Annotated in this window: 15 protein-coding genes and 7 tRNA genes; 12 read left to right on the top strand and 10 right to left on the bottom strand. The window is 50.1% G+C overall.

What is annotated here, in order from left to right:
- Positions 1-13 precede the first annotated feature (13 nt).
- Positions 14-1,060 carry a hypothetical protein gene (locus HY455_01980; protein MBI4118281.1) on the top strand — a complete coding sequence of 349 codons (1,047 nt, stop codon included), beginning with the start codon at positions 14-16 and terminating at the stop codon, positions 1,058-1,060.
- A 25-nt stretch (positions 1,061-1,085) separates the two neighbouring features.
- Here HY455_01980 and HY455_01975 read toward each other — a convergent pair.
- A tRNA-Val gene (locus tag HY455_01975) sits at positions 1,086-1,162 on the bottom strand.
- 51 nt (positions 1,163-1,213) lie between these two features.
- Entirely contained in the window at positions 1,214-1,957 is a 744-nt protein-coding gene (locus tag HY455_01970) for an RNA methyltransferase (GenBank protein ID MBI4118280.1), read from the bottom strand.
- Between the two features lie 61 nt (positions 1,958-2,018).
- Here HY455_01970 and HY455_01965 point away from each other — a divergent pair, with 61 nt between their 5' ends.
- The gene (locus HY455_01965) at positions 2,019-2,594 is read left to right on the top strand and encodes an elongation factor P (protein ID MBI4118279.1); all 576 of its coding nucleotides are present in this window, start codon (positions 2,019-2,021) and stop codon (positions 2,592-2,594) included.
- A 56-nt stretch (positions 2,595-2,650) separates the two neighbouring features.
- Here the strand turns inward: HY455_01965 and HY455_01960 are convergent.
- Positions 2,651-2,723: transfer RNA gene (locus HY455_01960), tRNA-Glu, on the bottom strand.
- Positions 2,724-2,782: 59 nt separating this feature from the next.
- Here HY455_01960 and HY455_01955 point away from each other — a divergent pair.
- Positions 2,783-2,869: transfer RNA gene (locus HY455_01955), tRNA-Ser, on the top strand.
- 410 nt (positions 2,870-3,279) lie between these two features.
- Positions 3,280-3,528 (top strand): hypothetical protein, encoded by a 249-nt coding sequence (locus HY455_01950; GenBank protein MBI4118278.1) that lies wholly within the window; start codon positions 3,280-3,282, stop codon positions 3,526-3,528.
- Positions 3,529-3,549: 21 nt separating this feature from the next.
- Here the strand turns inward: HY455_01950 and HY455_01945 are convergent, their stop codons facing one another.
- Entirely contained in the window at positions 3,550-4,143 is a 594-nt protein-coding gene (locus HY455_01945) for a hypothetical protein (GenBank protein ID MBI4118277.1), read from the bottom strand.
- 97 nt (positions 4,144-4,240) lie between these two features.
- On the opposite strand from HY455_01945, the gene HY455_01940 reads away from it, so the two are divergent.
- From HY455_01940 to HY455_01910, 7 genes are all read left to right on the top strand, one after another.
- Positions 4,241-5,107, top strand: coding sequence for a hypothetical protein (locus HY455_01940; GenBank protein ID MBI4118276.1), 867 nt, complete (start codon positions 4,241-4,243; stop codon positions 5,105-5,107).
- A 217-nt stretch (positions 5,108-5,324) separates the two neighbouring features.
- The gene (locus HY455_01935; GenBank protein ID MBI4118275.1) at positions 5,325-5,564 is read left to right on the top strand and encodes a hypothetical protein; all 240 of its coding nucleotides are present in this window, start codon (positions 5,325-5,327) and stop codon (positions 5,562-5,564) included.
- Positions 5,565-5,637: 73 nt separating this feature from the next.
- A complete protein-coding gene (gene tsaD, locus HY455_01930) occupies positions 5,638-6,861 on the top strand; it encodes a tRNA (adenosine(37)-N6)-threonylcarbamoyltransferase complex transferase subunit TsaD (GenBank protein MBI4118274.1) in 1,224 nt (407 codons plus the stop codon).
- Positions 6,862-6,931: 70 nt separating this feature from the next.
- A complete protein-coding gene (locus tag HY455_01925) occupies positions 6,932-7,363 on the top strand; it encodes a hypothetical protein (GenBank protein ID MBI4118273.1) in 432 nt (143 codons plus the stop codon).
- A gap of 43 nt (positions 7,364-7,406) precedes the next feature.
- Entirely contained in the window at positions 7,407-9,593 is a 2,187-nt protein-coding gene (locus HY455_01920) for a valine--tRNA ligase (protein MBI4118272.1), read from the top strand.
- 16 nt (positions 9,594-9,609) lie between these two features.
- The gene (locus tag HY455_01915; GenBank protein MBI4118271.1) at positions 9,610-10,323 is read left to right on the top strand and encodes a PrsW family intramembrane metalloprotease; all 714 of its coding nucleotides are present in this window, start codon (positions 9,610-9,612) and stop codon (positions 10,321-10,323) included.
- A gap of 5 nt (positions 10,324-10,328) precedes the next feature.
- The gene (locus HY455_01910) at positions 10,329-10,799 is read left to right on the top strand and encodes an Hsp20/alpha crystallin family protein (protein MBI4118270.1); all 471 of its coding nucleotides are present in this window, start codon (positions 10,329-10,331) and stop codon (positions 10,797-10,799) included.
- 191 nt (positions 10,800-10,990) lie between these two features.
- On the opposite strand, the gene HY455_01905 is transcribed toward HY455_01910, so the two are convergent.
- The 6 genes from HY455_01905 to HY455_01880 all read right to left on the bottom strand — a co-directional run bounded on the left by HY455_01905 (position 10,991) and on the right by HY455_01880 (position 12,442).
- Positions 10,991-11,062: transfer RNA gene (locus tag HY455_01905), tRNA-Phe, on the bottom strand.
- 9 nt (positions 11,063-11,071) lie between these two features.
- The gene (locus HY455_01900; protein ID MBI4118269.1) at positions 11,072-11,263 is read right to left on the bottom strand and encodes a hypothetical protein; all 192 of its coding nucleotides are present in this window, start codon (positions 11,261-11,263) and stop codon (positions 11,072-11,074) included.
- 184 nt (positions 11,264-11,447) lie between these two features.
- The gene (locus HY455_01895) at positions 11,448-11,774 is read right to left on the bottom strand and encodes a hypothetical protein (GenBank protein ID MBI4118268.1); all 327 of its coding nucleotides are present in this window, start codon (positions 11,772-11,774) and stop codon (positions 11,448-11,450) included.
- 111 nt (positions 11,775-11,885) lie between these two features.
- Positions 11,886-11,957, bottom strand: a tRNA-Arg gene (locus tag HY455_01890).
- A gap of 95 nt (positions 11,958-12,052) precedes the next feature.
- A tRNA-Arg gene (locus HY455_01885) sits at positions 12,053-12,124 on the bottom strand.
- Positions 12,125-12,205: 81 nt separating this feature from the next.
- Complete coding sequence (locus HY455_01880; GenBank protein MBI4118267.1) at positions 12,206-12,442, bottom strand: glutathione S-transferase N-terminal domain-containing protein; 237 nt, start codon at positions 12,440-12,442, stop codon at positions 12,206-12,208.
- Positions 12,443-12,624: 182 nt separating this feature from the next.
- Here HY455_01880 and HY455_01875 point away from each other — a divergent pair.
- Positions 12,625-12,695, top strand: a tRNA-Ala gene (locus tag HY455_01875).
- Positions 12,696-12,810 lie beyond the last annotated feature (115 nt).

Genomic DNA, 12,810 nt, shown 5'->3' with positions numbered 1-12,810 from the left:
ACTCGAGAGAATAATGCTTAACTTCTGGGAAGCGCAGATGCGGGATACGAGGATTTTCCTCTATTCCATTGCCCCATTTTTAGAAGAAGCGGGAGCACTGTTACTTGCAGGTTCACATCTCTGGCACACTTGGTCGCTCAATCGTAAAGAAGAACTGTTGCGAATCGCGTACGAGTTGAAGGGCCGTGCAAAGTTATTGCGGAGAAGCGGCCTTTCTTGGGCAGCAAATGTATCTGCCTTTGGCGAAAGTCCAGCAGCGGTCCTGGCGTCTGCTGCTGCGCACCGCTCCCATCCAAGAGAAAAAGTCCCGGTGTGCCCCGAGGCCCTTCCCCAAGTCGCCGGAATGGCCACAGAGATTCTCTTTACTCTTCTCGGTGTCCTTGAGAAAGCTGCGCGGGACGGACGCGATATAGAAGGCACTATTGAGTGGCTTTCTCACATTGTGGAGACTCTTTCAGAGGCTCCTTACAATAGTCGCCCGCTGACTCATGTGCCCGAAGGCATGTTGAGAACCTTGGCCGAGCATGCAGTTCTCCTCGAGTGCGAGGGGTTGGCCTATACCCAAGCAACCATAGAGGATAGCTATAACAGCAAGGACTCTTCACGAAAGCGCAAAAAGAAGTCGCCCCTTTCAGATGACAAACTTCACGAGCTCGCATCTGAATTCGGCATGCCCTTCGAGGTGGTGAAGGATATCTTCGAAACAGTGGCATCCTCATGGTGGGACAAGGCGACGTACTTCAGAGACCAAGCGGGAGAACGATGGGAAACACTTATCTCCTCCCTCCCAACTGAAGATGGTGTAAAAGCACACATAAAAATCGCGTGGGACATTGGTGGCACCGCTCAGGATGGTCGCCCATCATGCTGGAGCATTGAGGAGTTGCAGAAGTCGGAAATGATCATACAGGCGCTTATTTCAACACTCTTGTTCTATGTTGCGGACAGAAACCCGGAACGTGTAGCGACAATGCTCGGCCAGAAGTCGAGAGGGAAGCAAAAGCTCTTGAGTCCGCCTCCTAAACTTTTAGAGGGGCCGCGGCACAATCAAGCCCAGTAATACTACTGGGCTTTTTACGACAAATTGGTGGGCGGTAGAGGATTCGAACCTCTGACCTCAGCAATGTCAATGCTGCGCTCTAACCAGCTGAGCTAACCGCCCATGGAACCCATGGTAGCAGGAATTGTTGTGTCGGGCAAAAACACTCCTGGATTATTGTTTCCCCAAGAAATCACCTCCTTCTTGCCGCACTTTTTCGAAGAGGAGGATTGCCGCACTCGTGCCTACATTAAGTGAATCGATACCCTCGCGCATCGGGATAGATAGTTTCTTGTCGCAACGTTTTAAAACAGTGTCCGATAGCCCCTCCCCCTCCGCACCAAGCACAAACGCCGCAGGGCCCCTGAGGTCCTCACTTGAATATTCCACCCCTCCCATATGCAGTGCATATGTGGGTATGCCGTTCTTCTGCAACTGCTCCATCGCCTCAAACACGCCCATCTTAACGAGAGGAACGCGCGCAATGGCGCCTGTTGAGAAGTGTACCGTGTCTTCATTCAGAAACTGGTGCTCGTCTCCTTGGAATATGAGCCCGGTAACACCTGCGGCAAATGCCGTGCGAGCAATGATGCCGACGTTGCTGGCGAACTCGACTTTGTTGATGAGAAGAAAAAAGGGTGTTCGATTGCTCTGATAGAGATTCTCGAGGAGTTCATCGAACTTCCAGATATGTATGGGGCTCAAGAATCCGACAATGACCTCGTGGGTGCTTCCTGTCCGCCTTCGCGCCATGCTGCTCAGTGGTTTTGTCTCGATGGACACCCCCCGCTTACTAGCAACGGAGAGTATCTCCTTGGTCATCTCGTCTTGGTCGAGGCCCTCAACAACCGATATCTTATCGAAAGCAACATCCTCTTTGAGCAGTTCGAGTATAGCGTTTTTGTTCCGTATTTTCATACAAGCATAGTAGCAATTTCCAGGAAAATAGTGTACTCTAGCTATGTTTCTAAACCCATCTATGTCCGTCCTGTCCTACAGCGAAATAGAGCCTAAGAAAATCATCCTTTTTAATGGGGATCCCTACGAGGTCGTGAGTTCTCACGTTTTCAACATGCAAATGCGCCGGCCGGTGAACCAGACAAAACTCCGAAACCTCAAAAATGGAAAGGTGATCGAAAACACCTTCCGCCAGAGCGAGACCGTCAAAGAAGCAGAGCTCGAATATCAGAACATCACATTCATTTATCACAACCGTGGCGAGTACTGGTTTTGCGAGGAGGGAAATCCCAAAAATCGCTTCAAGTTGGATCGGGAACTCATTGGTTCTAGGGCAGACTATCTCAAAGCAAACACGCCGATTGAGGCAATGAAATTCGATGAGAAGGTCATTGGCATCAAAATCCCACCCAAGATGGAGCTCAAGGTGGTTGAAGCTCCCCCATCAATGCGCGGCAACACCGCCCAAGGTGGTAACAAGAAGGTAACGCTCGAGACGGGCGCCGTAGTCTCAACTCCCCTCTTCATTAATATAAATGACGTCATAGCGGTTAATACCGAAACCGGAGAATACATGGAACGCATAAACAAAGCATAACATCAACACCACAGAAAAAGGCGGGCCGACTATAGTCGGCCCGCCTTTTTCTTTAACGGCCCCACCGGGATTCGAACCCGGGTTAACGGATTGAAAACCCGCTGTCCTAGGCCTCTAGACGATAGGGCCAGAAAATTACTATAGCATTTTTGTGGGAAAAATCAAAAAATGCTATAGTGTGTGACGTTGGAGGGATGGCTGAGCGGCCGAAGGCGCTGGTTTCGAAAACCAGTAGAGGAGGAATCCTCTCGTGAGTTCGAATCTCACTCCCTCCGTTTTTAAAAACACCGGTCGTGCGAGACGACTAGTGTTTATCAAAATCACTCCTTTATAAACCACATTGTAACGAATGCTCCAAGCGTGGCAATCCCTACGATTACCGTTGGGGACAAATTAGGAAACAGTAACCCGACAGTAAACCCGGTAATAAAGTATCCGACAATACCCCAGATGACTAGTGCGACCATCTCCTTCATTTGGACCCTTCATAAAGAGGCTACCTTCATAAAGAGTAGCACACAGTTACCCGAAAACAAGATTTTTATAGAAGATATATTCAAACGAACACCGCAGACCGAACTTTCTTCTATGAGAAATTGACGAATTAAAAAAGATGTGATATATTGTGGAAAGCCACAATTCTCGAGGCTCCCGGGAGAAACTCCAACAGAGATGAGCACCCGAGATGACGATGAAGACCCGTTCCCCCCATTTTGGGAAGCAGAGCGCAGATATCGCGACGATCCATTTCTTCCCTTCTGGGAGAAAGAGCGACTACTCGCCCGAATGCTGCCGCGAGATGCACGGCGTGTTGCTAAGGGCGATGTCTTCCTGCCTCATTTTTCAAAAAAAAGATTTGAATGATACATTGGACGTGCACGAGAACAAACTCGTCACGCCCTTTTTAAATACGGGGGGTTCGTGGCAATTTTAAAAATCCACCTGACGGTGGATTTTAATGTTTTGCAAACTCCTTTTCCAAAAATGTATCTAGGACGTTCGGTATATGCCCCATTCCGCGGAACTCTGCTAGAGCTTCTTCCTCCGACCACCCCTGCTCAAAGAACCGCCACCATGCACGAACGAGTCCGGTCCTATCTACCCCCGCTCGGCAGAAGACAAGGACGGGGCCATTTGAGCGCTCGCGCATGAAGCGCAAGACTTGCTCTAACTCTCCCTGAGGAGGAACTCGATGGGCACTCCAGCTAAACATCAGCAATTCCGAGCCGCTTTGTTCAATCAAATCTTCCTTCCATTGAGGAATGTCTCCCCTGAGGCTAATGAAGGTCCGCACGCCCTTCTCTGCTACGAGCCAGCGGATAAACGCTTCATTCGGTTCGCGACTTGTGTAGAGCACCCCCTCCTCAAGCGGGACAAATCGGTGAGACGTTGCCAAGGCATTCTCTTCGTACGGAGCAGTGAGTGTTTTGGTCTTCTCGGGAAGCGCGCAGGCACATAACATTCCCGCGAAGAACACGACGAGTCCGATGGGTATCAGAACCCTGAGCGCCTCCATCACCTTATTCCTTGTTTTGCGAGCTTTCGGCACTCAAATAATTGTAGCACAGCTAACACGGGTGTCTCTATAAAAACTTGCCAATTTACTATAAAGATTGTATTGTAAAAACAGAGCTCGGGAGAGTCTGATGAAGAACACGCTCTTCATGCTTGGTGCCGCTGATCCGGAAATGGACCACATCGCGGCAATCCTCAAGGCCTGCGGCCTCACATTCGCCTTCGCGCGTAATGGGAAAGAGCGGGTTAGCCCACACACGGCATACACAGCCGATCTTCCTGATCTTTCAAATGTAGGGAGGCTCGTATGTGTTGAGTGCCGCCCGATGTTTCTCCAGACTGGCCCTTCTTTGGAGCTAGTCGTCATTGATCATCACCGAGAAGGAGATCCGGGGTACGATCTTGGGGCAACCCAGTATTGGGAAGCATCAAGCTTGGGGCAGTTGATCCAGTTTCTGCAAACAGAAATGCCCGATGTATTTGCTAAGTTTGATTTTGCTTCTGCAGAAGTTAAGCTGCATCACATCGCCGCAGCAGATCATTGTCTCGCAGTAGCCTACAAAGGAAAGTGCCCGGGTATTGATGTAGACCGACTTCACCGCTTGGTGGTTAATAACATCGCCGAAGCAACCGGAATCCGCATTGGTGTTGTTAAACTCCTTATTTGGTCATATGCTCGGATTTTGAAAAAAGCCCGCACCATTTCTATGGGTGACGTACGCGTCTCTGACATGACCTCCGAATACCTCGGAGAAGGTGGGTACACACCAGAATATCTTGCCTTACGCACCGCCGCGATGAGCTCACGACGCATATACCTCTGCAAATACAGGGACGCGCCGAGTGAGTCGCGCGAAAAGATCATGCTGAACGGCGATGCGTCCCCTCGGGTCATCGAGCACTTCATGAAAGTTTGGGCTCCTGCCCATGGACTCGTCGACATCTACGGCGTCCCTAAACGAGGATACGCTGCAGGAAGTTTTCCCTTTCCTTCCTAGTTACCCCGCTTCATAAGCGGGTTTTATTTTGTAAAACGTAACAATCCTTGACTTTTGTAGTATAAATGGCTATGTTTTTAACAGTTTCAGGAAGACGGCACTGTGAGCCCTTCCCCTCGGACGAGGAGAGCCGGACATGCGACGGAACTACGGCGGCGGGAGAGACAGTAGCGGCGGCGGGTGGATTACGATTATTCTTTTCCTCATCGCTGCGGCAATCGGACTTGGACGGGGCGCCTTCGCTGACCAAGGGGTTGCGGTGAGAGCGCTTGAGGCGCAGGGCTTTAGCAACATCGAAATCGTCGACCATGTGTGGTTCGCCATTGGGTTACGCGGATGCGACGGCAATGATGCCGCGCGGTTCACCGCGCGCGCGACGAACCCTACAGGCAGACAGGTGGAGGTCTTCGTCTGCACTGGCCTCTTCTTCAAGGGCGGAACCATTCGCGTCGCGTAATCATTTTTAATCGAGAAATAACAGAGCGTCGGGACAAGATCCCTGCGCTTTTTTGTATGCTATACTCGAGGCAATGCGCATTCTTGCAATCGAGACGTCGTGTGACGAAACGGCAATAAGCATTATAGAAGCGGACGAATTCAAACCCGGTGCCCTCATCCGGGTCCTTTCTAATGTCGTGCTCTCGCAGGTAGCAAAACATGCGGAATATGGCGGTGTCTTCCCCTCCCTCGCCGTGCGTGAGCACAGCAAGAGCTTGGTACCTGTTTTGAAGAAATCTCTAGAAGAGGCTGGTATGCTACATCTGGAGCCGAACGCGCAAAATTCTCCTTCGACTTCGCTCAGGATCCCGAGGAACTCGAGGGATAAATTCGAAATTCTAAATTCCATTTTGGAACGCGAACAAATCTTACGAGAACAGTTTTTGGCCTTTGTCCCGGGAGTGAGGAAGCCCGACATTGATGCCGTTGCAGTAACCTCCGGACCCGGACTTGAGCCGACACTTTGGGTCGGCATCAACTTTGCCAAGGCCCTGGCAACCATTTGGGATCTCCCAATCATCCCCGTTAATCACATGGAAGGACACCTGCTCTCCGCACTTTTAGAAAAAGGGGTGGAGAAGAATTTTGAATTTAGAATTTCGAATTTAGAATTTCCCGCATTGGCCCTACTTATATCGGGTGGACATACCGAGCTCGTCCTCATACACGATTGGCTCAAATACGAAATCGTTGGGCAAACGAAAGATGATGCTGTTGGTGAGGCTTTCGACAAGGCCGCGCGCATGATGGGGCTCCCCTATCCCGGCGGCCCTGCGATCTCGCGGTTAGCCAAAAGCTATACGCCAAAAGCTAAAAGTATTTCTTTGCCTCGACCAATGATTGATTCCGGTGATTTCAACTTCTCTTTTTCTGGGTTGAAGACAGCAGTGCTGTATCGTCTTAAGGAATTTCCAGAGATAACAGAAGAACTGAGGTGCGAAATGTCCCATGAGTTTGAGGAGGCGGCGACTGAAGTGTTGGTCAAGAAGACACTTGCCGCAGCCGAGCACTATGGCACAAAAACCATCCTCGTCGGTGGAGGTGTCTCGGCTAATGACCGAATCAAGGAAGTGCTCATCGAAGAATCGGCGATACAAAACCCTGAAGTACGCGTCCTCTATGCTCCGCGCGAATTGACTGGTGACAACGCCCTCATGATTGCTGTGGCCGCATGGGTCAGGCACTCACTTACGGGAGAAAAAGCAATCCAACCCCTAGACTCCATCAGCGCAAACGGCAACATCCGTCTCTCGTAAGATATTTTATTGACACATTTCTGGGGCGAGAGTACCCTTTTGTAAGAAGCGAGAGGGTCGGGAAGAGAGTATGATTGAAGACACGCTAGGGTCTTTATGGAGACAGGTGCTTGATACGCATGCCGTTGCGGAAAAGCAACGTAAGACACAGGAAAAGGAGATGTCCTTTGAGAACGAGGCAGGGCTAATCATTGATCACATTCCCTTGTTATTTAGAGATGCGGCGAGTAAAGCAAAACAATCAGTGCGGCTTTTCTTCGTTACGTGGGATGACATTACGGGGAACGACCCCGAAAAGGTCGACAAGCTCTGGCAGAAACTCAATGCCGGACACATCCTTACGGCAAATGACCTAACCGGCCGTGCGCGTATTGTTTTTGAATGGTGTGAGAAAGAAGATCTCGAGTGTTTCTTTGCGCCGGAAAAAGTCTGGATGGGTGACATTGAATATCACTTCTGCGTGCGCCCAAAGCAAGTTCGTGGAAAGCAAGCGACCTCCTAAGGTCGCTTTTTTGATAACCCTTATTTTGTTATGATTAGCAATTATGGCGGATTTGCCCGAAAAACTGACGAAGCCCTATCAGCCGAACGAAACCGAAGGGGCTATCTACAAGCGCTGGGAAGAAAGCGGTTTTTTCAACCCTGACAATCTACCAGCACGACACCAAGAACCCTACTCCACCCTGATGCCACCACCCAACGCGAATGGCCGTCTACATGCAGGCCATGGCCTTGATATTGCTCTCAAAGACGCAATCATCCGCTTCCAAAGAATGCGCGGCAAGAAAACGCTCTATCTCCCCGGCTCTGACCATGCCGGTTTTGAAACACAGATGGTATTTGAGAAAAAGCTCGAAAAAGAGGGCCGCTCTCGCCACGACCTTTCGCCACAGCAACTTTACGAAGAGATCATGGCCTTTACGCTTGAAAACAAGGCGTACATGGAAGATGACGTGAGGAAGCTCGGCGCCTCGTGCGACTGGTCACGCAACACGTTCATGCTCGACCCGAAGGTTGTTGCACGCACGCAAGAGACCTTTATCAAAATGTACGAAGATGGCCTCATCTACCGCGGTGAGCGCATCATTCACTGGAACCCAAAGCACCAGACATCGCTCTCTGATGTTGAGACGGAGTTCATAGAACAGGAGGACCCCTTCTACTTCCTCCAATACGGCCCCTTTGTTATTGCGACCGTGCGCCCCGAGACAAAGTTTGGTGACAAATACGTCGTTATGCACCCCAACGACGCACGGTATAAAGAATACAAACACGGGCAAACGTTCGAACTTGAGTGGATCAATGGCCCGATCACCGCGACCGTGATTAAGGATGAATCAATCGATATGGAGTTCGGTTCTGGGGTCATGACCATCACCCCGTGGCACTCCCAGACCGACTTTGATATTGCCGAACGCCATGGACTGGAGAAGGAGCAAATTATCGACTTCAGCGGTAAGCTTCTTCCGAGCGCCGGAGACTTTGCTGGTTTGCATTGGAAAAAAGCACGACCGCTCATTATCGAAAAACTGAAGAGCAAGGGTCTCCTTGTGAAAGTAGACGAGCATTACAAGCACACAGTGCGCATCGACAGCAGGACTAACGTACCCATTGAACCGCAAATCAGAGCGCAGTGGTTTGTAAAGATGAAACCACTCACAGAAATGGTCATCAAGGCGGTAGAAGAAGAAAATAAAATAGCGTTTCTGCCCGATCACCAAAAGAAAGTGCTCCTCCACTGGATGCACAACACTATCGATTGGAACATCTCGCGGCAAATCGTGTGGGGCATTCCCATCCCAGCGTGGTTCCACGCTTCTGTCTGCATTCCTCGCCCTGGGCATGAAGAGGACGTAAGTAAATGCGAGAGTATTGTGGTCTCTATGACAAAACCTGAGTGCGAGTTTTGCGATGCGGAATATGCACCAGACCCCGACACCTTCGACACGTGGTTTTCGTCTGGCCAATGGCCACTTACAACGCTTGGCTATCCTAACGGGGCTGACTTTAAGGCCTTCTACCCAACCGACCTCATGGAAACCGGCTCGGACCTCGTCTTTAAGTGGGTGCCACGCATGATCATGTTTGGCCTCTACTTGGGCAAGGACATCCCCTTCAAGACGGTCTACTTCCACGGTATGGTGACTGACAACAAGGGCAAAAAGATGTCGAAGAGCAAAGGGAATGTCATTAGCCCCGTCGAGATGTCCGAAAAATACGGCGCAGACGCCTTTCGCATGGCTTTAACTGTGGGAAACACCCCGGGTGGCACGGTTGCGCTCTCAGAAGATAAGATACGAGGATATAAACACTTCGCCAACAAAGCATGGAATATTACCCGCTTTGTGTTTTCGAGTGGTCCAGGTTCGTCGGTGTCAAAAGAGGCGATCTCCGCATCCGAAGACGAAAAGCTACTGCAGGAGTTCAACGCAACCGCACAAGAGGTAACGGACAATTTTGAAACGTATCAGCTGCACCTTGCTTCGGAAAAGATTTACCACTATATCTGGCACACATTTGCTGATAAAATAATAGAAGAGAGTAAACCAATACTCTTAGGCGCCGACGTTGGGGCGAAGCGCTCACGTGAAGCCCTCTTGCTCCACCTCTGGGTAGGGTGCCTCAAACTTCTTCACCCTTTCATGCCATTCATAACGGAAGAGATCTGGTCTCTCCTCCCCGAGAAGGAGAGAGACGAGGAACTCCTTATGATATCGAAGTGGCCCGTCTAGGCTACATATTAACGGGATGGATTTTTCTTTAACTACATTCATTTGGGCATTCTTGGGAGGCCTTCTGCCAGCGCTCCTGTGGCTTTGGTTTTGGCTCAAGGAAGACGGATGGCACCCAGAACCGGGGCGGCTCATTTTCTTCGCATTCATCGCTGGTATGATAGCAGTGCCAGTCGCCCTTGTGCTCGAGCAATTTGCTGACAACTACTTCACCCGAGGCTTTTTTCTCCTTCTCTTGTGGGCATCAATCGAAGAACTTGTAAAATACTTCGGCGCCTACTTCATCGCCTTCCGTAAAGCGTGCATCGACAAGAGTCGGTGCCTCGACGAGACGATTGACCCGGTCATCTACATGGTTACTGTCGCGCTTGGTTTCGCGGCGCTCGAAAACACGCTTTTCTTGCTCTCCCCCCTTGCGGCAGGCGAGTCGCTTTCGGGAATCGTGATGGGGAATCTCCGCTTCATTGGGGCAACAGTGCTCCATGTCGTCGCAAGTGCCTCTGTCGGCTTCGCCATAGGCTTTGCGTTCTACAAATCGCCATGGGTGAAGCGCCTATCCCTTCTTTTTGGGTTATGCACAGCTGCCATTTTGCACACAGCCTTTAACTTCTCTATACTTCTTAGTGAGGGTGGTAATCTCTTCCTTATTTTTGCAATCGTGTGGTTCTCTGCACTCGTCGTCGTCTATCTCTTTGAACGAGTGAAGCGGATCAGAAGCCCACGTCTCTAACAGTTATGTTCAAAAACAAACCATCATTTTTCGAAAAGATGTCAGGCCTCCTAAATCCTGATGATGCTCCAAGAGAAGAGGTAGATGTTGAACTCGAAGACGAAGGTACAGAAGAGGCCGACGAGGAGGACGAAGAAGACGACTCCGAGGGCGAGCTTACGGTTGACATGTATCAGACACCGTCCGAGATCATTATCCAGACCATGGCGGCGGGGGTTAGGCCTGACGACTTGGACGTCAATATTACCCGGGACATGGTAACCATCAAAGGAAAGCGCGAGCGCTCACGGAGTGCATCCCGCGATGACTACTTCTTTGAGGAACTTTACTGGGGTTCATTCTCCCGCACCATCGTCCTCCCAGAGGAAATCGAGGTGGAGGAGTCGGAGGCGTCATTCCAAAACGGACTCCTCACTGTACGTCTCCCAAAGATTGATAAGAAGAAGACACAAAAACTTAAAGTGAAGCCGGCGTAAAAGAAATCCCCGCAGATGCGGGGATTTCTTTTATTATGCCTGGGCGGTGTGCATAGGCATTGTGAAAGGGGCCGGGAAAACTGCGGTTTTCCCGTGGAGGAGTTAAGCGATGCGAGTGCACGTAGCATCGCGTTTCTAGAACCGTGGGTTCTGGAAACAAATTTCATGTCCAAGGGACGTGATATTTGTTGTGCCTGGGCGGTGAATCGAACACCGGACGCCTGCCTCTTCAGGGCAGCGCTCTACCACTGAGCTACCCAGGCAAATCTGAACTATTGCTGTATGAATTGATTGAGGTCGGGCAGTTTGTTCCCTATCTCTTGTATACCCCCTACTCCAGACCGAAGCAAGACATAGGCTTCTTGCATTTGCTCTACATAAGGCTGGAGATAGTAAAACGCTCCGACTGATGTACCGATAATGAGGAGCCAATACAAAGACCTGAAGAACTTGGACCACTTCATAGAGCTTCGCATTTTGTGCAACATGGAGTTGTTTTCCTCCACTGTTTTTTGGATCTTTTGCAACAATTTTCGATCTTCAGAATCCATCACAAGAGTATACCATGCAATATTTAAGGGGAAAGGGGGAGCCCCTAAAACGAAGCCCGCGAGCGCATTTGCGCCCGCGGGACCGAAAAAAGTGAACTTATTCTTGCGGCAGGAATCCATGCGTGATGAGGGTCTGTCGATTGGGCTTCTCCCAAACACCCACAGCCCTGTTCCACACACCTTCGCAAGCAGCCATGCGAAGCCTCCCTGCAGGGAACCGCGCGTCTGCGACCACAAGCACTGGGGTTCCATTGGGCTCCTTATCCGGCTCTCCCTCAAATTGGGCCTCTCCGGAGTGTCCTCCAAGATACGCCGCCAGGGCTTGATATTCGGGCACAATTGCCCCAGTTAAGCCCTGAAGAAACTTGGCAACAGAACCTGATGTGACTGAAATGGTTACTAGGCGTGCCTTGTGCTGAGCCATACGCCCTCTCCTCCTGTGTTCGAGAGCTTGCCAAACCTACACAACGAATACCATATCCTATAAAAAGTTTCAAGTGGCACCTACCCCGTACTAAGCCGTCATTACTCCTAGTGTCCCCACGAGGAATCGAACCTCGATCTCAGGCTTCGGAGGCCTACGCTCTATCCGTTGAGCTATGAGGACATTTTTTTAGTACGGGGTCCTAAACTACGGGGGCAAACCTCCTCCTCTACACCATTCCTGTTCAATTCCTGGTGATGGTATCACACTGTGGCGGATCCCCCCACCAGGAATTGAACTTGGATCTCTCCCTTAGGACGGGATTGCTCTATCCGTTGAGCTATGGGGGGTATCCCAAACTCTAACACAAAACAGCACATCCGTCAGCTTACGAATGCGCCGCTTGTTTGCCATCATCTCGAGGCTATTCACTAAATACCGAGAAGTTCTCTTAACTTTGGCTCGTTAAAACCGATGACCATTTGACCATCAATGAAGATAACTGGCACACCACCCTGCCCGCTCTTTGTAAGCATTTCCTGACGCCTTTCCATATCAGTTGCGACATCGTGTTCCGTGTACTCTATGTTGTTCTCCTGGAAAAGTTCCTTGGTCGCAAGACAAAACTTGCATGTCGGGGTCGTGTAAATCTCTACCTTGTGCTGCATAAAAATGTTTATACTTAAGTCTGGTAAAACAACTTTTAGAGTGTTCTACCAGTATATCATAGTTGAGAAATCCACAGGAAACATGTTAGGATTCCCCCAAGGGGCCTATATCAATGAGAGAATTGATATAGGCCCATCGCTCGGAGAAGATATGAGCAAGTTCTCATTTTGAATCCTCACTAGGGCCTATAGTAAAATGGTATTACGCATCCATGGCATGGATGAGGTCGGGGTCCGATTCCCCGTAGGTCCACATTATATCTTTCAACACCATGATTCATAATCATCAAATTGCAACGTGGTCTGGCTTTATCCACATATCTTTTTACCTCCTGACCTAGAGGGCAGGCTTTGATGTTCAAAGCCTC

The sequence above is a fragment of the Parcubacteria group bacterium genome, from assembly GCA_016204045.1.
GTDB lineage: Bacteria > Patescibacteriota > Minisyncoccia > Phycocordibacterales > UBA2135 > JACQLQ01.
Note: the sequence above shows the minus strand (reverse complement) of the source record. Positions and strands in the feature narration are given on the sequence as shown.